Source organism: Neisseria sp. P0021.S007, assembly GCF_051956855.1.
Window position 1 is genome coordinate 517,873 of the sequence record NZ_JBQCXA010000001.1, and the last position, 18,865, is coordinate 536,737.

General features: G+C 46.9%; 17 protein-coding genes, 3 tRNA genes and 2 pseudogenes. 11 read left to right on the forward strand and 11 right to left on the reverse strand.

Annotation, left to right across the window (positions count from 1 at the left end; translation table 11 throughout):
* Positions 1-50: 50 nt before the first annotated feature.
* Positions 51-2,615, reverse strand: a complete 2,565-nt coding sequence (locus ACTHUR_RS02450) for a glycoside hydrolase family 66 protein (protein WP_004519910.1) — start codon at positions 2,613-2,615, stop codon at positions 51-53.
* A 320-nt stretch (positions 2,616-2,935) separates the two neighbouring features.
* Here ACTHUR_RS02450 and cysG point away from each other — a divergent pair, with 320 nt between their 5' ends.
* Positions 2,936-4,333 (forward strand): siroheme synthase CysG, encoded by a 1,398-nt coding sequence (gene cysG / locus ACTHUR_RS02455; protein WP_004519908.1) that lies wholly within the window; start codon positions 2,936-2,938, stop codon positions 4,331-4,333.
* A 53-nt stretch (positions 4,334-4,386) separates the two neighbouring features.
* On the opposite strand, the gene ACTHUR_RS02460 is transcribed toward cysG, so the two are convergent.
* A complete protein-coding gene (locus ACTHUR_RS02460) occupies positions 4,387-4,992 on the reverse strand; it encodes a CoA pyrophosphatase (RefSeq protein ID WP_049336772.1) in 606 nt (201 codons plus the stop codon).
* A 175-nt stretch (positions 4,993-5,167) separates the two neighbouring features.
* Here ACTHUR_RS02460 and ACTHUR_RS02465 point away from each other — a divergent pair, with 175 nt between their 5' ends.
* From ACTHUR_RS02465 to ACTHUR_RS02500, 8 genes are all read left to right on the forward strand, one after another.
* On the forward strand, positions 5,168-7,030 hold the full coding sequence (locus tag ACTHUR_RS02465) for a tetratricopeptide repeat protein (RefSeq protein ID WP_004519906.1): 1,863 nt from the start codon (positions 5,168-5,170) through the stop codon (positions 7,028-7,030).
* A 55-nt stretch (positions 7,031-7,085) separates the two neighbouring features.
* Complete coding sequence (lolB, locus tag ACTHUR_RS02470) at positions 7,086-7,670, forward strand: lipoprotein insertase outer membrane protein LolB (RefSeq protein ID WP_004519905.1); 585 nt, start codon at positions 7,086-7,088, stop codon at positions 7,668-7,670.
* An 8-nt stretch (positions 7,671-7,678) separates the two neighbouring features.
* Positions 7,679-8,527, forward strand: a complete 849-nt coding sequence (ispE, locus tag ACTHUR_RS02475) for a 4-(cytidine 5'-diphospho)-2-C-methyl-D-erythritol kinase (protein WP_039862210.1) — start codon at positions 7,679-7,681, stop codon at positions 8,525-8,527.
* A gap of 5 nt (positions 8,528-8,532) precedes the next feature.
* Positions 8,533-8,608 (forward strand) — tRNA-Gln (locus ACTHUR_RS02480).
* 10 nt (positions 8,609-8,618) lie between these two features.
* Positions 8,619-8,694: transfer RNA gene (locus tag ACTHUR_RS02485), tRNA-Gln, on the forward strand.
* 11 nt (positions 8,695-8,705) lie between these two features.
* A tRNA-Gln gene (locus ACTHUR_RS02490) sits at positions 8,706-8,781 on the forward strand.
* A gap of 176 nt (positions 8,782-8,957) precedes the next feature.
* Positions 8,958-9,941 carry a ribose-phosphate pyrophosphokinase gene (locus ACTHUR_RS02495; RefSeq protein ID WP_100066646.1) on the forward strand — a complete coding sequence of 328 codons (984 nt, stop codon included), beginning with the start codon at positions 8,958-8,960 and terminating at the stop codon, positions 9,939-9,941.
* 65 nt (positions 9,942-10,006) lie between these two features.
* Positions 10,007-10,579: a 50S ribosomal protein L25/general stress protein Ctc gene (locus ACTHUR_RS02500; RefSeq protein ID WP_004519902.1), complete on the forward strand. Its 573-nt coding sequence runs from the start codon at positions 10,007-10,009 to the stop codon at positions 10,577-10,579.
* A 111-nt stretch (positions 10,580-10,690) separates the two neighbouring features.
* Here ACTHUR_RS02500 and hscB read toward each other — a convergent pair whose 3' ends face one another.
* Complete coding sequence (gene hscB, locus ACTHUR_RS02505; RefSeq protein WP_004519901.1) at positions 10,691-11,191, reverse strand: Fe-S protein assembly co-chaperone HscB; 501 nt, start codon at positions 11,189-11,191, stop codon at positions 10,691-10,693.
* A 79-nt stretch (positions 11,192-11,270) separates the two neighbouring features.
* Here hscB and ACTHUR_RS02510 point away from each other — a divergent pair.
* Positions 11,271-11,493 (forward strand): annotated as a pseudogene (locus ACTHUR_RS02510) (alternative ribosome-rescue factor A).
* On the opposite strand, the gene iscA reads toward ACTHUR_RS02510, so the two are convergent.
* The 7 genes and pseudogenes from iscA to iscR all read right to left on the reverse strand — a co-directional run bounded on the left by iscA (position 11,453) and on the right by iscR (position 15,293).
* The gene (iscA, locus tag ACTHUR_RS02515) at positions 11,453-11,773 is read right to left on the reverse strand and encodes an iron-sulfur cluster assembly protein IscA (RefSeq protein WP_003685774.1); all 321 of its coding nucleotides are present in this window, start codon (positions 11,771-11,773) and stop codon (positions 11,453-11,455) included. The pseudogene ACTHUR_RS02510 and the gene iscA overlap by 41 nt on opposite strands.
* Positions 11,774-11,843: 70 nt before the next feature.
* Positions 11,844-12,088 (reverse strand): annotated as a pseudogene (locus ACTHUR_RS02520) (recombinase RecA).
* Between the two features lie 107 nt (positions 12,089-12,195).
* Entirely contained in the window at positions 12,196-12,582 is a 387-nt protein-coding gene (gene iscU, locus ACTHUR_RS02525; RefSeq protein WP_049335285.1) for a Fe-S cluster assembly scaffold IscU, read from the reverse strand.
* Between the two features lie 68 nt (positions 12,583-12,650).
* Positions 12,651-12,779 (reverse strand): hypothetical protein, encoded by a 129-nt coding sequence (locus ACTHUR_RS02530; protein WP_004519897.1) that lies wholly within the window; start codon positions 12,777-12,779, stop codon positions 12,651-12,653.
* A gap of 116 nt (positions 12,780-12,895) precedes the next feature.
* Complete coding sequence (locus ACTHUR_RS02535; RefSeq protein WP_440366755.1) at positions 12,896-13,363, reverse strand: hypothetical protein; 468 nt, start codon at positions 13,361-13,363, stop codon at positions 12,896-12,898.
* A 217-nt stretch (positions 13,364-13,580) separates the two neighbouring features.
* Complete coding sequence (locus tag ACTHUR_RS02540; protein ID WP_049335281.1) at positions 13,581-14,795, reverse strand: IscS subfamily cysteine desulfurase; 1,215 nt, start codon at positions 14,793-14,795, stop codon at positions 13,581-13,583.
* A 51-nt stretch (positions 14,796-14,846) separates the two neighbouring features.
* Positions 14,847-15,293 (reverse strand): Fe-S cluster assembly transcriptional regulator IscR, encoded by a 447-nt coding sequence (gene iscR / locus ACTHUR_RS02545; protein WP_004519894.1) that lies wholly within the window; start codon positions 15,291-15,293, stop codon positions 14,847-14,849.
* Positions 15,294-15,652: 359 nt separating this feature from the next.
* Between iscR and ACTHUR_RS02550 the strand changes: the two genes are divergently transcribed.
* Entirely contained in the window at positions 15,653-16,825 is a 1,173-nt protein-coding gene (locus ACTHUR_RS02550) for an alpha-hydroxy acid oxidase (RefSeq protein ID WP_049344453.1), read from the forward strand.
* Positions 16,826-16,886: 61 nt separating this feature from the next.
* Here ACTHUR_RS02550 and dsbD read toward each other — a convergent pair whose 3' ends face one another.
* Positions 16,887-18,692 carry a protein-disulfide reductase DsbD gene (gene dsbD, locus ACTHUR_RS02555; RefSeq protein ID WP_070695637.1) on the reverse strand — a complete coding sequence of 602 codons (1,806 nt, stop codon included), beginning with the start codon at positions 18,690-18,692 and terminating at the stop codon, positions 16,887-16,889.
* Positions 18,693-18,865: the final 173 nt, after the last annotated feature.

Genomic DNA, 18,865 nt, shown 5'->3' on the forward strand with positions numbered 1-18,865 from the left:
GCCGGACTCTTTTTGAAAGTCCGGCTTTGGGATGCTCGATATTTTAATGGTTAACCTAAAATATGCATTAACTGGTCAATGTTGAACGTACCTTCGTCAAAGCGGAATTCGCTGACTGAGGGGATTTTTTGACCTTGGACGTCGGTATGGATGTCGGCATATTGGTGGTCGATGGTGATGAGGTCGTTGTGATTGTTTTCGCCACGAATGGTGATGTTCCAAGTCGTGCCGTCTTTTTCGTTGACCGTTTCGAGCGACAGATCCGAGAGGGAAATGCCAGCGCCGAATTGGATGGCGTTTGTGCTGTGATGGTCGAAAATGGTGTCATGGCCTTCGCCGCGATTGAATACGTAGGTATCGTTACCGGCTTCGCCGTGCAATATATCGTCCCCTAAGCCACCAAACAGTGTGTCGTTGCCTGCGCCGCCGTGAAGGATGTCGTTGCCTGCTTCGCCCAACATAGTATCGTTACCGGAGCCGCCATACAGCGTGTCGTTGTCTAATCCGCCGTTCAGATGGTCATTGCCACCGCCTCCGTAGAGAATATCGCTGCCGGCATCGCCGTTGATGACATCGTCGCCGGTGCCGCCGGACAATTTGTCATTGCCGCTGCCGCCGTGAATCTCATCATTACCCCGGTTGCCGTAGATGATGTCTTCGCTTTCAGTACCTTTGATATGGTCGTCGGCGTGGGTGCCGTTGAATGTGGTTTTGCCGTCGGCAAAGGTTTGGCTGACGCTTGCCTGCCCTAAATTGCTGACATAAAGCATATCCCAGACATCCAGGCTCGGGACGGTGACTTCCAGTGCCACCGGTTTGCCGTTTTCATAGATGACGGAAGATTCCAATGTGTGCATGGATATATCGTCTGAGTCGGGGGAAGCCAGTTGTACGATGGCTTGCTCGGCCTGTTCTGCGCTGATTTCCATATCAAACGGGATTCTGACTTTAGGGTTGTCGAGTTTCAGCGTGTGGTGGTTGGAGCTGTTCCAATTGGTGTCTTTGTCGAGGCCTGCGAGATTGATTAATTGGACAACTCGGCCGCCGTCTGCGGTGGCCTTGGTCCATGTATAAACTTTGCCTCCTTCGCCTGAAGTGGAAGTCATGTCATAGCCGTCGGATGCTACGATGGAGGCATGACTGTCTTTGAGTTCAACCAAGCCTTCGCCGCGAAGCAGCTCCTCATAGGCGGTAATGAATTGTTGATAGTTGAATTCTGATTTGGCCAGGGTTTCGTTGGTTTTGAGCGTCTGAGCGGGATAGTATGGATCTTGCAAAATACCAAAACCATGTGCGTTTTTATCCGGGAGGTTGTTTAATGCGGCAACAGTCATGTGGTAGCCGCCACTCGCTGCGATAACGGCATCGACCAGCAATTCGTTGTCCGGATTGAGTTCGGAAGAATTATCTTCCGGGTGGGTACCTTTTCGAGTATAGGCGGCAATAATCGGGGAAACGTGATTGTAATCGTACAGACGGCCTACCAAGCGTTTAAGCTCGGCATAGTTGTGGTTTTCATAATGGGTATTTCCGGCTGTATCTTTAAAATCGCGCGGCCAGATTTCTGAGTAAGGAACATCCATGCCGGTGGTGGATAAGACATCGGCCCTGCCTGTGCTGATGTCGTTGATCATATAAGTTTGACCGTAATCGTGTAACTTTTCCGCAGCCGCGGCTGACAAATCGTCATAACCGTCAGACATTCTGAAGTTTTCAGTCTTTTGGCCATTTTGTATTTTGTAAACGAGGTTATCACCCATGGTATCGGCCTGCCAGCCGTCAAAGCCGCCTGTTTTCAGGGCTTTGATCATGGTGTTGACGATATAGTTTTGCCAGCTTTTGTCGGCAGGATCGACGAATTGTTGTACGGATGTTTTGGTCTCTGCACCGGCTTTGCCGAAGTTGGAATGCTCTTGGGCATTGTAGAGTTTGACATTATTTAAAATTTCTTTGATGGCCGGATTATCGAGTTCGTCATTGGAGGCGGCGTTAAGCATATTGTAGAGCATGGCACTGCCGCCTTTTTCGTGAATTTTGTTCACGAGGTTTTTAATCAGCAGGGTATCGATTTGGGGAGGGTTGGGTTGGCCGTTGTCGACAGCCCAAGTCGCCCATTCTTGCTTGAAGCTGTTGACATTTGGAAATGGATTGGAGGTTGTGTCGTACACATCATAGAAGAAATAATTGTTGATGTGCATTTGTGCCAGCTGATCGATATTGTTTTGATAGCCTTCGAGCTGGTCATTGGTCATGGCGTTGTTTCGTTCTGCCGAATTATCGTTAGATCCTGCCACTACGCCATAGCGGGGAAAAATAGTCCAGTCGTCTTCGACAGACAATCCCAGTGTTTTGCTGGTGTGGTTGCCGGTGTTGTCAACGGTTTCTACTTTGACGACGTAGCCTGAATTGGGTGAAAAAATATCGGAAGAGAGTTTGACGGAGGTTGAGTTCAGATGATCCAATTTTTGGATTTCCGTACCCAAATGGCTGACGGTGACAGAGGTGATTTTGTCTGTCGCATTGGAGATGTTCAGAATAACATCATCGCCGTTGGTATAGGCTACCTTGTTAAAGAGAATAGTCGGTAAAGGGGCTGTTTTTGCTTCAGTTGTCATGCTGTATATTCGCTTCTAAATATTATATTTTGAAATTACCTTAATAAATCAATATCACTTAAGTTGTTGATATGAATAATTGTTAAGACTTTTTAGTAGGCAGAGCGGAAAATAAGTTCCCCGTTTGATAGCAAATATCTAAAATAATTCGGTTTGTGATTGAAATTTAAAAATGCTGTCTGAATGTTTTGTTATTCAAAAGACGGTTTTTTGCAGGTATATAACCAAACACCATAAGAAAATCAGAAACCATTCTTTCCTATTTTTTCAGACGGCCTTTAATATCGGCGGACAATCATTGATAAAGTAAGAGCACGACTATGAGCCATTATCCGTTGTTTGCCGATTTGAAAAACCGCCCTGTTTTACTGGCAGGTGCGGGTAAGGTTGCCGAGCGTAAGGCGGAAAGCCTGTTGTCTGCCGGAGCGCGCGTGCGTGTTGTTGCGGAAACTTTGAATCCGCAGTTTCAGCAATGGGCGGCTGAAGGGAAAATAGTTTGGCTGGGTGGCTTGTTTGAAGAAGCCATGCTGGACGAGGTGTATTTCGTTATTGCGGCGACGGATAATGGCATGTTTAACCGCCGTGTTTTTGAAGCGGCGGAACGACGGGTGAAATTGTGCAATACGGTGGATACGGCGGACTTGTGTTCGTTTATCGTGCCTGCCGTGGTGGATAGGGGGCCATTGAAGATAGCCATATCCAGCGGCGGTACTGCGCCTGTATTGGCGCGTAAATGGCGGCAGATTATTGAAACATTGATTCCGCTGCATACGGGCACGATGGCGCGTATTGCCGGTAAATGGCGCGAAAAGGTTAAACAGACTATTCATCATGTCGAACGACGCCGTTATTTTTGGGAAAAGTTGTTCGACAGCCGTTTCAGTATTTTTGCGGCTCAAAACAATATCGAGGCGGCAGAACGTGAATTGATCACGCAGTTAAACCGGGAAACGCCGTTTGGCGGCGAAGTGGTTTTGGTGGGCGCAGGGCCGGGAGATCCGGGCTTGCTGACCATACATGCTTTGCAGGCGATACAGGCTGCGGATACCGTGTTTTACGATGCTTTGGTGTCGGATGAGATTTTGGCGATGGTGCGTAAAGATGCGGTGAAAATCAGCGTGGGTAAACGTGCTGGTGCGCACCATGTTCAGCAGGAAGAAACCAACCGTCTATTGGTTGAACACGCTCAAAAAGGCGAGCGTGTGGTAAGGTTGAAAGGCGGCGATCCTTTTGTGTTCGGTCGCGGCGGGGAGGAAGTGCAAACCCTGCATCAGGCCGGGATTGCCTACCGCATTGTGCCGGGTATTACTGCCGCGCTTGGAGCTACTGCTTATGCCGGTATTCCGTTAACCCATCGCGATTGTGCCCAAGGTGCTTTATTTGTAACCGGCCACAGCAAACACGAGGGCAGTCAGCCCGATTGGCAGACTTTGGCTTTAAGCCGCCAAACGTTGGTAATCTATATGGGCACGCTTAAAGCGGCTGAGATTGCGGAAAAGCTGATGGCTTATGGCAGGCAGCCTTCTACACCTGTTGCCGTGATTTCCAATGGGACTTTACCGCATCAAACCGTGCGGACAGGCCGTCTGAAAGATTTGGGCTTGTTGGCTGCCGAAGCAGAACGTCCGGCTTTAATGGTAATTGGCGAAGTGGTTGCCCTGCGCGATGAGATGAAATGGTTTGGAGAATTTGTCGAATGCTATGAAGAAGCTGCATAAAGAGGATTGATCAAACAAGGCCGTCTGAATATTGGTTTTCAGACGGCCTTGCCTTATTTAAAAGCTTGGCAATATTGCTGATAACGTTCTGCCAGTCCATATAGGATGATTGCTGTCAGCCCCCAGATGTCGTAGTGTCGGAAAGGCAGGGCGGGGAGGGCGAGGGTTTGATTGTTGTGATGAAGATGACGGTATGAGTAGTTTTGCAGGTTTAAGGTGAAGTCCAAAGGCAGATAAAAAATTTCTGCTACTTCATCGGGATTTGCTTTGGGGTTGACGGGCTGGGTGCAAATTGCCGGAACAGGCGTAACACGGTAGCCGGAAGGTGTGTCATAAAAGGGTAGCGGCGCAAAAGTCTGCCATGCGGCAATCGGAATGGCGGTTTCTTCGTAAGCTTCTCTTAACGCCGTTGCCGTTAGGCTGTCGTCTTGGGCATCTTTGCGGCCGCCGGCAAAGGCGATTTGTCCGGTGTGTTGCCTTAAGGTCTCGGCCCTTTTGGTCAGTAAAATTTGCCACGCTCCTTCATGCAAGGCGATGCCGACCAAAACGGCTGCTTCTTTGACCGTTTTAGTGGTAACTAATTGATTGCGCTCTGCTTGCATACGGCTGCTGAAGCGTGAAGCTTGAGTTAGGAAATGGATAAGGTGGTCGGTATTCATTTTTGGCGCTGATCGTTTTATGCAGATGAGGATTACACAAGGTTTACGGTTACCGTGTCAACAAAATAGGGTGCGTGTGTTACAGTTATGCCTGAATGATAAATAAAGCTTTGCGTCTGTTCTGCAAGTGCTTAGGCCGTCTGAAAATGTCGGCAGGTTCTCAAAAAGGATAGTTATGTTGTTTTCCCCATCCCGTATTCGAGTGGCAGCTGCGGCTGTCATGATGTTGTTTGTTACACAAACTTTTGCCGCGCCCGGCGATTCAAATGCAGTTTTTGAATCGGCTAAGATTATTAAAAAGAAAAGCCGTACCGACCGTTTTTCTCCCGAAGAGCGCGAGCAGGAGCGGATACGTCTGTTGGGTATACAAAACCGTACATCTCAGGTTTTCACTTTGTTAAATTCAGAACTGGCCCTGCAAAAGGGTGATGCAGCTTCTGCGTTGTTTACTTATATTTTAACGTTGCATCGCACCAAATCTCCCGAAGTGGCCGAACGCGCTTTGGAGATGGCGGTTTCGTTAAACGCATTTGAACAGGCTGAAGCCATTTACCAAAAATGGCGCGAAATCGAGCCGGAGCCTGGTGAAACACAAAAGCGTATGACTTGGTTGCGCAATTTGCTGCTGGGTAAAGCCGATAAGAATTTGAGCGGATTGGACAAGGTAATTGCCGGCGGTAGTGAAGATGAGCAAAAGCGCGTGTTCCTGCTTTTAGCACAAACCGCAGCACAACAGCCGAATCTGACCAGCGATGCGGTTAAACAGGTGCATAAAACGGCCTTGAATTATAAAGACTTTCCAGAAGCGGCGATTGCGGATGCAATTTTTAGTGCAAAAGACGGTCAAAAGAAACACGCCATTGCGGCATTGCAGCGATTGGCCAAGTTGGACAACGAAATTTTGCCGCCGACTTTTGTGACGTTGCGGCTGATGGCGCAACGGCATCCTGATATTTTGGACGGCTTCTTCAAAGAGACAGACACCAAAACCTTATCTCCGATTTGGCAGGAATTGGACATCGCCAATTTGATCGCCCATGGTCAAAATGATAAGGCCTTTAAGCGTTTGCAGACTTTATTGGAAGAAAATCCCAACCCTGATTTGTATATTCAGGCTGCCTTATTGTCAGCGAGCAAGACAGAAAATATTTCTGCGGTAAACAGCTATCTGGAAAAGGCTTATAAAGCTGGCACGGAAGAGCAGCGCAGCCGTGCAGCGTTGATTGGTGCGGTTTCATATAATGATGTAGAAGAATTGGCCAAAGCCAAACAATGGCTGGATAAGGTAACGGCTACGGCTTATACGTTTGATAAAACCATTTTGGCTGCTTCTATCGAAGCCAAACAGGGCAACCATAAAGAGGCTTGGGCTTTGGTACAACGCGCACAAAAAATGCCCGAGCAAAGAGGACGTTATTTTGAAGTTAAGGATTTGTTGAGTACGGCTTTGTTCGTATTGTCTAAAAATACCAATCTTCAAGAATCGTTGAACGCTTTGAACAGCTTGGTAAATTCCACCGAAAAATCCTTGAAAACCCAAGCTTCTCCGGAGCTGCTTGCCAATGTGCTGTATCAGCGTTCGATGGTGTATGAGAAGCTGAATCAGCCAGGCAAGGCGATTGCCGATTTGCGCCGAGTTGTTGAGTTGTATCCGGACAATCCGCATGGTTGGAATGCTTTGGGCTATACCTTGCTGTCCAACGGCAAGGATTTGGACGAGGCTTTCAAAATGGTTCAGATGGCCTATCAAATGGATCCGGAAAGCGCAGCCATTAATGATAGTGTAGGCTGGGCATATTATCTTAAAAGCGATGCCCAAATGGCTTTGCCGTATATCCAATATGCCTATGGAAAAGAACCTGAAGCCGAAGTCGCCGCACATTTGGGCGAAGTCCTATGGACGCTTGGAGACCAAGACAAGGCCAAAGAAATCTGGAATGACGGCTTGAAACGTGGAAGCAATCTCCGAGTATTAAAAGAGACAATGTCCAAATTCGGTATAACGCCCAGCAAACCGCATACTCAAAAACACAAATAAAACCCAAAGGCCGTCTGAAAGCGTTTGATTTCAGACGGTCTATGAAGGAATATCCATGAATTTAAAACGATTATCATCGGTTGCAGCCTTATTGCTTTTAGCTGCCTGTGCGCAGCCAAACTTACCTCAGCAAAACAGTTGGCAAGCAGCAGAGCAGGTGCAGGATTTTAGCGCAGACGGTCGTTTGGCTGTCAAAGTGGAAGGAAAAGGCTCTTATGCCAATTTCGATTGGACTTATCAGAACGCGGTTCAAACCATTGATGTGAATACCCCATTGGGCAATACCGTAGGCCAGCTGTGTCAAGACAGTGAAGGTGTATTGGCGGTAGACAGTAAGGGTAAGGTTTATCAGGCGGAAACTGCTGAGGAATTGAGCAGACAGCTTTTGGGCTTTGCTTTGCCGGTACAATATTTGCATATTTGGGCAGATGGTAAACGCGTTGCCAATGCGCCATACAAAATCCTGCCTGATGGACGTCTGGAGCAGTTTGACTGGACGATATCGCGCACTTTAAATAGTTCAGGACAGCCCAAAACGCTTCAACTTGAAAATGCCAAGTTTAATATCCGCTTGGTGTTTGACACGGTAAACCACTCTTTGGATAAGAATGGACAAACCCGATGCGCAGCACGCAAATAGAGGATGCCATGTCTGTTTCAGAGGAAATCCAAGCCTTTCCTGCGCCGGCTAAATTAAATTTGGATTTGAGGATTACCGGCCGCAGGAGCGATGGTTATCATAATTTGGAAAGTATTTTCTGTTTGATCGGCTTATATGATACCGTTCATCTGAAAATCCGTACTGATGGGCAGATTATTCTGCATACGCCGGTCGAAGGGCTTGAACCTGAGCAAGACTTAACTTATCGGGCGGCTAAATTATTACTGCCATATGCAAGCGTAGCGCACGGTGTCGAAATCTGGTTGGATAAAGTGATTCCAACCGGAGGCGGATTGGGCGGCGGAAGCTCTGATGCAGCCACGGTTTTAATGGTTTTAAACCAATGGTGGCAATGCGGTTTGAGTAGGCAGCAACTGATTGATTTAGGCGTAAGTCTTGGTGCAGATGTTCCTTTTTTTATTTTTGGCAGAAGTGCTTTTGCCAAAGGTGTGGGTGAGAAGCTGGCTGAAATAGATGTCCCTAAACAATGGTATGTTATCGTTAAGCCCCCCGTCCATGTGGCAACAGTTAAAATTTTTGCACATGAAGGCTTGACACGGGATTCCAAACCCAGCATAATGCCGACTTTCCAATCGTTACAGCCGTTTCAAAATGATATGCAGGCGGTTGTATTTCAGGAATATCCTGAAGTTTGGAAGGCTTATGTTGAGTTATCCCAATATGGTCATGCATTAATGACCGGTTCTGGGGCTTGTTTGTTTATAGCAAGTGAATCTCATCAAGAAGCAAATACAATTTACCAACAGGTTTCTCAATCATATGAAGCTTATTGTGTGGAAGGGTTAGATATTCATCCGCTGTTTCATATGATTTAGTAAGTTGGGGAGTCGTCAAGCGGTTAAGACACTGGATTTTGATTCCAGCATGCGAAGGTTCGAATCCTTCCTCCCCAGCCAAACCCTTTGTTGGGGAGTCGTCAAGCGGTTAAGACACTGGATTTTGATTCCAGCATGCGAAGGTTCGAATCCTTCCTCCCCAGCCAACACCCTTTATTGGGGAGTCGTCAAGCGGTTAAGACACTGGATTTTGATTCCAGCATGCGAAGGTTCGAATCCTTCCTCCCCAGCCAAATAAAAGCGTGTAAGTTTTCTTACACGCTTTTTTATGCTCAGAGCGCAATAACGCTGAAAAACTTTTTTTTACCCGTCTTTACGCGTATAATCGCATAATTAGTGTCTTAGACATAGGGCAAAGGGAAGCGTAATGTTTTCTGAGCGTAAATCAAATCTAGAATCAGGTGAAGATATGGCTGCTTATGACAGTTTAATGGTGTTTACCGGTAATGCAAATCCGGAATTGGCACAACGTGTTGTCAAACATTTGGATATTTCACTCGGTGAAGCCACCGTTTCCAAATTCTCTGATGGCGAAGTAGCCATTGAATTGTTGGAAAATGTGCGTGGTCGCGATGTGTTTATTTTGCAACCTACCTGCGCGCCAACCAATGATAACCTGATGGAAATTTTGACTATGGCCGATGCACTCAAACGTGCTTCTGCCGGTCGTATTACTGCCGCGATTCCTTACTTTGGCTATGCGCGTCAAGATCGTCGTCCTCGCTCTGTTCGTGTACCGATTTCTGCTAAATTGGTAGCGAATATGTTGTACTCCGCAGGTATCGACCGCGTATTGACTGTTGACTTGCATGCCGACCAAATTCAAGGTTTCTTTGATATTCCGGTAGATAATATTTACGCTACCCCGATTTTGTTGAACGACATTAAACAACAACGTATCGACAATCTGACTGTTGTCAGTCCTGATATCGGTGGTGTTGTACGTGCACGTGCTGTTGCTAAATCTTTAAATGCTGATTTGGCCATTATCGATAAACGCCGTCCTAAAGCCAACGTGGCTGAAGTGATGAATATCATTGGCGATATTCAAGGCCGTACTTGCTTGATCGTAGATGATATGATCGATACGGCAAACACCTTGTGTAAAGCGGCTGTAGCCCTGAAAGAGCGCGGTGCAGAACGTGTACTGGCATACGCTAGCCATGCAGTATTCTCCGGTGAAGCAGTGAATCGAATTGCTTCTTCCGAAATTGACCAAGTAGTTGTGACAGATACGATTCCGTTGTCTGAAGCAGCTAAAAAATGTGAACGCATCCGTCAAGTTACCATTGCCGGTTTGCTGGCTGAAACGGTACGCCGTATTAGCAATGAAGAATCCGTCTCATATCTTTTCAATGAAGATGTGATGATTGGCGGCATGTTGCTGCCATAACCCGATGTCGTCTTAAGCTGGTCGCGGCCGATGACGACGATTTTATCTAAATTGGAGTATTAAACATGACTTACGAAATTCAAGCCTCTGTTCGCGAAGCCCAAGGCACTGGTGCGAGCCGCCGCCTGCGTCGCGAAGGCCAAATCCCTGGCATTCTGTATGGTGAAGGTCAAGAGCCTGTTGCTATCGCTGTAGACCACAAAACTGTATTCTACGCATTGGAAAAAGAATCTTTCCATACTGCTTTGATTAAACTGTCTTTGAACGGTGAAACTAAAGACGTTATCGTGCGTGACTTCCAAATGCACCCATTCCGTCGCGAAGTTCAACACATCGACTTCCAAGCTGTAAAAGCTGATCAACCTGTACGCATCCGCGTTCCTCTGCACATTGTTAACGCTGAAAACTCTCAAGCTGTTAAATTGCAAGGTGGCCGCGTATCTCTGTTGAACACTTCTGTTGAAGTAGTTGCTTTGCCTGCAAACATTCCTGCTTTCTTGGAGTTGGATTGTGCATCTGTAGTTGCTGGCGACATTCTGCACTTGTCAGACATCAAATTGCCAGAAGGTGTTGAAAGTGTTTCTCTGAAACGTAATGAAAACCTGGCTGTTGCTACTGTTACTGGTAAAAAACGCTAATAGGTAGTTAATATAAGAAAACCGTATCAGATAAATCTGATACGGTTTTTGTTTTACATATAAAATCATTTGCCATAATAAAACTTAGGCAAATGCAGCAGCATATGTACTTTATAAGATTGAAGCAATTTCATTGCGAAGTTTATTAAGAAAGCGGCCATGCCGTACCCATTGTGCGGCCGATTCATAATCCTGTTGTTCAAATGCTTGTTGTAAATCTTGATATAGGTTGCTTTGTACTTCTTGGATTTCTTGATCCAGCGCTCGGATGGCATCATGGTTTTGTTCCATTTGTGCATCCATCAATGTTTCCCGCCATTCCATCTGCTGCATGAGGAATTCTGGTGAAAACGAAGTGTGTTCAGGTGCATCAGCATCGATATTTTGGCTTTTCAAGAGATAAGCGGCTCGATCAATAGGGCTTTTTAATGTGCGGTAGGCGTCATTAATTGTAGAAGACATCATAACGGCTTGTTTCTGCTCAAAAGCTGAAGCAGAAGCAAATTTATCGGGATGAAAACGGGCAGCTAAAGCTCGATAGATCTGTTCGAGTGCTTCGGTATCAATATTGAAAGATGGCTCAAGCTGAAAGAGGTTGAAGTATTGAGACATGATATCAAAGGAAAAAATCTAAAGAAGAGGATTATTTTACGATATAATCCAGAAACTGTTTATACGAAAGGAAAACAATATGACCGGTAAGGTGCAACACAATAAAGGCAAAATACGAGACAATGCCTTAAAAGCCTTAGTCAAATCTGATTTGTTCCGACACAAAGTAGAACGAAAAAGAAAAGGCAAGGGTAGCTATAATAGGCAAGAAGCCAAAAAATGGCGGGATGGTTTTGATACTTTCTCGCTATTTTTGATATTTTAAACGTGGAAGCTCTCGCCACAGCCGCAGGAATCTTTAACGTTTGGGTTTTCAAATTTGAAACCTTCCTGTAATCCTTCTTTGGTGTAATCGACTTGCGTGCCGTCTAGATAAACCAAGCTTTTCGGATCGATATAAACGCGTGCGCCGTGTTCTTCAAAAATCAGGTCATCCTCGTTCACTTCATCGACAAATTCAAGGTTGTATGCCATGCCTGAGCAGCCGCTGGTTTTCACACCCAAGCGCACGCCCAAACCTTTACCGCGTTTGGTCAGGTAGCTGTTGATGTGTTTGGCTGCGTTTTCTGTGATGGTAATCATGCTTTTTTCCTCATTTCGCAATCATTTTCTGTTTTGTCTGCTTTTTTATTTCAGATGGCCTCTTGAACTATCAGGCCGTCTGAAAACGCTGTTTTGCCCACTCTATTGCGGCAGTAATGGCAGCTTTGGCCTGCGGACTATTTTTCCAACAGGTTGAGCCGGTTAATTGTGCGCCCTGTTCCAAAATATCGTCTAAATCCGCAACCTCCAGAGTGGCAATATCATCAATCCCATTTGCTGCAAACGCTGCAATATGGTTTTACCTATTCCTTTGACAGCAAGTAGGGATTGGATTTCTTCATCGGTAAAAGGCATATCGTCTTCTTTGATTTTGCAGGTACTGGCGCACTTATATGGCAAGTTGGGCCTATCAAGCCGATTTAGACATTAATGTCTGCAAACTAAGTATCTGGCAAACAAGGTTATTTGTTTTCCTGACGTTTGCGATAGTCGGCAACGGCTGCTTTTACCGCATCTTCAGCCAAGATGGAGCAGTGGATTTTTACCGGCGGCAGCTCCAATTCTTCGGCGATTTCGCTGTTTTTGATTGCCAGCGCGTCATCCAAGCTTTTGCCTTTTACCCACTCGGTAATCAGGCTGGAAGAAGCGATAGCAGAGCCGCAGCCGTAAGTTTTAAATTTTGCATCTTCGATAATACCCTCATTGTTTACTTTGATTTGCAGACGCATTACGTCACCGCAGGCCGGTGCACCGACCATGCCGGTACCGACAGATTCGTCGTTTTTGTCGAAAGTACCGACGTTGCGGGGGTTTTCGTAGTGGTCGATTACTTTATCGCTGTATGCCATGATGTGGTTTCCTTTGTGTTTTTAGTGGTGTAAATGGTTTGTTTACGAATATTCAGACGGCCTGAAGTTTAGATTTTGCACGCGCCGCCTTCGCAGCCGTCATCATTCTCTGAATCAACGCCGCCTTCTACGGTAACGCCGTCAAAATCTTCGAGCAGGTTGTCGAGATTGTCGAGGTCGAGTTCTTGTTCGTCCATGGGTTTGTATCCTTAATTTGAAGATTGTGGCTTTTAGGTCGTCTGAAAAGGTATATTTTTAGAGTTTCAGACGTCCTTTTTAATGTCTAAGTTGATTATCTATTACAGTTGTTTTATCAGCCATTTATAAAGGCACATTCTAAAATTGTTTGGGGTTTTCCGTTAACATTAATCGGTTTTAGTTTTGCTTGCAGGGTTTCGTATTCTTCTAAAATCAAACTGTATTTTCGAATAGGGCGGTATTTTCCTTTTAACACCTTGCGTGCCTGTCCCAAAGGTACATCCAACAATAAACGGGTGTAACTGTAACCTGCGGTTTCTACTTGGAACGTCTGGCTGATATGAACCACAGGCAAGCCATAGTAAGTACCGCTGAGTTTCAAACGGGTTTGATCAAGAATAAACGGTTTTCCATCTTCACTAAATTCCGTGCGGTGCAAAGTCATCGGAGGGTGCGCAAGATCACGGTAAGCCTTTGGCAGCTTGACTCTATTGGGATAATTCAAACGCAGGTTTTGATATTTAGAGTCTTTATCGTTCCAGTCATAGCTTACATCACTAAATGGATCCAACAGGTTTTCCAAATGTTTATCGAATTGGCAGCCATTTTCAAATGATTTGAATATAGTTGACCAATCAGATTGTGTCTGTGCTGAAACCAGCGGGGCCGAGCATAGAATCAGACAAGAAAGTAAGTGGCGTATTTTATTTTTTATTATCGTCATTTTTAGTATTTTTCTTGATGAGGTCGTCTGAAAAGGTAAAGGCCTTGTGGATTTTTCAGACGACCTTTTCTCTTGATTAATGCGCCGCCCATTCAATCGAGTTCAAATCGATACCTTCTTTAAACATTTCCCACAGCGGAGACAGTTCGCGCAGTTTGCCGATTTTGGATTTAATCAGTTCTGCTGCGAATTGGACTTCTTCTTCAGTGGTCATGCGGCCGAAGGTGATGCGCAGGGAAGAGTGCGCCAATTCGTCGTTACGGCCGAGTGCGCGCAGGACGTAGCTTGGTTCGAGACTGGCAGAAGTACAGGCGGAGCCGCTGGATACGGCGAGTTCTTTGACTGCCATAATCAGGCTTTCGCCTTCGACGAAGTTGAAGCTGACGTTCAGGTTGTTTGGAGCGCGGTGTTCGAGGTCACCGTTGATGTAGACTTCTTCGATGCCTTCGATACCTTTGAGGAAGATATCGCGCAGTTTCAGGTAGTGCGCCATGTCTTGCTCGAGTTCTTCTTTGGCGATGCGGAAGGCTTCGCCCATGCCGACGATTTGGTGGGTGGGCAGGGTGCCGCTGCGGAAGCCGCGTTCGTGGCCGCCGCCGTGCATTTGGGCTTCGAGGCGGACGCGTGGTTTACGGCGTACATACAGGGCGCCGATGCCTTTAGGGCCGTATACTTTGTGGCCGGACATAGACAGCAAATCAACTTTGGCGGCTTCAACGTCGACAGGCACTTTGCCGCATGCTTGTGCTGCGTCAACGTGGAAAATGATTTTGCGTTCGCGGCAGATTTCGCCAATGGCAGGAATATCTTGAACTACGCCGATTTCGTTGTTTACCCACATTACGGAAACGAGGATGGTGTCTTCGCGGATAGCGGCTTTCAGCACGTCTAAGTCAACCAAACCGTTTTCTTGTACGTCCAGATAAGTTACTTCATAACCTTGGCGTTCGAGTTCACGCATGGTGTCAAGCACGGCTTTGTGCTCGGTTTTCACGGTAATGAGGTGGTTGCCTTTGGATTTGTAGAAGTGCGCCGCGCCTTTAATGGCGAGGTTGTTGGATTCGGTTGCGCCGCTGGTAAAAACGATTTCTTTAGAGTCGGCGTTAATCAGGGCTGCGATGTCTGCACGTGCTTTTTCTACGGCTTCTTCTGCTTCCCAGCCGAAGCTGTGGCTGTTGGAGGCTGGGTTGCCGAAAATATCGGACAGGTAGGGAATCATTTTTTCGGCAACGCGGCGGTCAACGGGAGTGGTGGCGGCGTAGTCGAGGTATACGGGGGTTTTGACGGTCATGGTTTGCTCTTTCGTTTGGTCATCTGCCTGCGGTCTTTGCCGCAAGTCGGTTTAATGAATGTGTGTAAAAGTAACGACATGACTGCTGTCGCTGCAGTTTTTTTGTTCAATGATGCTTTGCAGCGTAACGCTGCTGAGGTAATCATTGATGGTTTTGTTTAAGTTTTCCCAAAGGTCATGGGTCAGACAGGGGGCACCGTGGTGGCAGTTTGCTTTGCTGCCGCATTGTGTGGCATCCAGTCGGTCTTCGGCTGCGGAGATGATTTGTGCAATATTGATTTGCTCGGCGGGTGCGGCAAGGATATAGCCTCCGCCTGGGCCGCGTAGGCTTTCAACCAATCCGGCACGGCGCAGCTTGCTGAATAATTGTTCGAGGTAGGACAGCGATATGCTTTGTCGTTCGCTGATGGCACTGAGTTTGACAGCGCCGGTTTGCGCGTTCATCGCCAAATCTATCATGGCGGTTACTGCAAATCGCCCTTTGGTAGTCAGTCTCATGGTGTGGTTGCCTGTGTGGGGCGTTTTTATTAGTAGGGGAATTGTCTAATATCTGAGTGTTTCAGTCAAGTATGTGGCGGTTCGGTTTGATTGTTTGTTTAAATGGTGGCATGGGCTGATTTTTAAATCGGAAAATATTTTCCTTATTTTTCTGTAATTTGGACTTAAGGCCGTCTGAAAAAAGGCTATCAACCCTACAAATATCAGGGTTAAAATGTTTTGATTTAATATTGATACTGATATAGATTATCAAAATTATTCTTAAAATTTAGTTGTTTTGATGGAGTAAAATAATGAGGTGTTTGAAATGTTCAGACGGCCTTGACCATCCATCTTTACCTTAACAGAGGCAATCGACAATGAAATGTAATTTAAGCAAAATAACCTGTATCGAAGACTTGCGCCTTGTTGCCAAACGTAAAATGCCGCGTATGTTTTATGACTATATTGACTCAGGCTCTTGGACGGAAACCACTTATCGTGAAAACACTTCGGATTTTAAAGACATCCGTTTCCGCCAAAAGGTATTGGTTAATATGGAGGGGCGCAGTCTCGAAACCAAAATGATTGGGCAGGATGTGAAAATGCCGGTAGCGATTGCGCCAACAGGTTTCACGGGTATGGCGCACGCCGACGGTGAAATTTTGGCGGCGCGTGCGGCGGAAAAATTTGGTATTCCGTTTACGCTGTCGACCATGTCCATTTGTTCGATTGAGGATGTGGCTGAAAACACCAGCGCGCCGTTTTGGTTTCAGCTTTATGTGATGCGCGACCGCGAGTTTATGGAAAACCTGATTAAGCGTGCGAAGGATGCCAAATGTTCGGCTTTGGTATTGACCGCTGATTTGCAGGTCTTGGGTCAACGCCACAAAGACATCAAAAACGGCCTGTCCGCGCCGCCGAAACCAACCATTGCCAATTTAATCAATTTGGCGACCAAACCGGAATGGTGTATGAAAATGCTGAACACGGAACGTCGCACCTTCCGCAATATTGTCGGTCATGCGAAAAACGTGGGCGATTTGTCTTCGCTGTCTTCGTGGACTTCCGAACAATTCGACCCGCGCCTGAGCTGGGATGATGTGGCGCGCATTAAAGATTTGTGGGGCGGCAAGCTGATTATCAAAGGCATTATGGAGCCTGAAGATGCGGAAAAGGCAGCGAAAAGCGGCGCGGACGCATTGGTCGTTTCCAATCATGGTGGCCGTCAGCTTGACGATACCGTGTCCGCCATTAAAGCTTTGCCTGATGTGGTCAGCGCAGTTGGCAGCGATATCGAGGTTTGGATGGACAGTGGTATCCGCAGCGGTCAGGATATTTTGAAGGCTTGGGCTTTGGGTGCGAAAGGTACGATGATTGGTCGGGCGTTTCTGTATGGTTTGGGTGCGTATGGTGAAGAAGGCGTAACCCGTGCGCTGGAAATCCTGTATAAAGAAATGGATATTTCCATGGCATTTACTGGTTATCGCAATATTCAAGATGTGGATTCCAGCATTTTGCGTTCTACGCGTTGGGCTCAAGATGAATTTTAATTTTTAAACATAAGAAAAGGCCGTCTGAAAATCTGTTTTCAGACGGCCTTTTTATAGACGGCTATTTCTCGTTTTTGCGATACCATTCGATGAAGGCATCGGGTTTGACAAAGCCTAATAAGGCTTCGCTATGACTGCCGTCGGCGCGGACAACAAACACGCCCGGAGGACCGAAGAGGCCGTATTCTTTCAGTAAGGCCTGATGGTCGGGAGTGTTGGCAGTTACGTCGATTTGGAAGAAGCGCTGCATATCGACCGCTTCGTGTACCTGCGGTTGGTTGAGCGTGTAGGCGGCCATTTCTTTGCAGGATACGCACCAGTCGGCGTAGAAATCAATCAGCACGGGCTTGCTTGGATCGGCTTTCAAGGCGGCATCCATAGCGGCTTTGAGTTCGCTGACATCGGTAAACATCTTGCCGTGGTCGGTTTCTTGTCCGGCTTCGGATGGCGGAACCAGCGTTAAGAAGTGGTGGAGGGCGGTGGTTTGTTTATTGAGGCTTTGCCAGCCAAACCATGAGCCGCCAATCAGCAGTAAAAAGCCCAATACGGCGGCAACCGTTTTCAGACGGCCTTTTTGTTTGCCGGATTTCGCTAAAAGCATAAGGGCGGGAACAATCATCAGCAAGGTGTAGAGGCTGACTACTGCGAAATAAGGCAGATGCGGTGTAGCAAGGTATACGGCAACAGCCAGCAAGATGAAGCCGAATGCGTATTTGATGCCGTTCATCCAGTCGCCTGCTTTAGGCAGGATATGGCCGCCGAATGTACCGATGATGATGAGCGGCACGCCGGTGCCGAGTGCCAAGACATAAAGCGCAAGACCGCCCAATACGGCATCGCCGGTCTGGCCGATATAGCCCAAAGCAAATGCCAGCGGAGGCGCAACGCAAGGGCCGACAATCAGGGCGGACAAAATACCCATGATGAAGACGGAAATGATTTTGCCGCCGGAGAGTTTGTTGCTTTGGTTTTGGAAATAGGATTGGACGGAGTTGGGCAGTTGGATATTGAAGAGGCCGAACATGGACATAGCCAGTACCACCATCAGCGCGGCGGCGGCAAGTACGACCCAAGGCTGTTGCAGCCATACGGTCAACAGCGCACCGGTCAAACCGGCAATCACGCCGACCAAGGTATAGGTCAATGCCAAGCCTTGTACATATACCATAGACAAGGTAAACGCGCGGCCTTTGCCGGCTTTTTTATCGCCCACGACAATACTGGAAACAATCGGCAGGAGCGGATACATACAGGCGGTAAAGCTTAAGCCTAAACCTGCGACAAAAAACGCCAACAGGTTGGCGTTTAAAGTATCCCAAGAGAGCTTGAAGCGGCTGCTGTCGGGATTGTTTGTACTGGGTTGCGTTGGCATTTGGCCGTCTGAAGAGGCGGACGGTTGTAAAAAGCGGTCTTTGGCAGAAACCGGCTCATCGCTTTGCGGCTGATAAACCCCGTTGCCTTTTACGTCAAACTCGGTGTCCACAGGCGGATAACATACACCGGCTTCGGCACAGCCTTGATAAGTCAGCGTCAGTTTGTATTGCGGTGCGGCTTGTTTGTAAGGCAGGTCAACCTGTGCGGTATGGTGGTAAACCGTTTGTTTGCCGAAGAATTCGTCTTCTTTTTCTTCGCCTTTGCTGAATTTGGGTTCGCCTAGGATTTTGTCAGGATTGGTCGCTGCAACGATTTTGGACTGGTACATATAGTAGCCGTCGGCGATTTTGAACTGCACGCTGATGCCTTGGTCGGTTACATTGACTTGAGGTACAAAGGCTTGCTCTGGAGGCAGTAAATCATTGGCATCTACTGCGAATGCGAAGCTGCTCAAGCCTAAAAATGCAATGAGGAAATAAAGGAATTTTTTCATAGTATCTACGGAGTTGCCGTTGAGGAACCGTCATTATAAATGATGGAAAAAACAATCGGCTTAATTTATGTTAAATATTGCGAGAGAAATCTAATGCTTTTGAATTATATCGAAATAGAGTTGCCCATATATGACCGATAGTCTCATGTTATCGTTCAATCTATGCCAAAGGC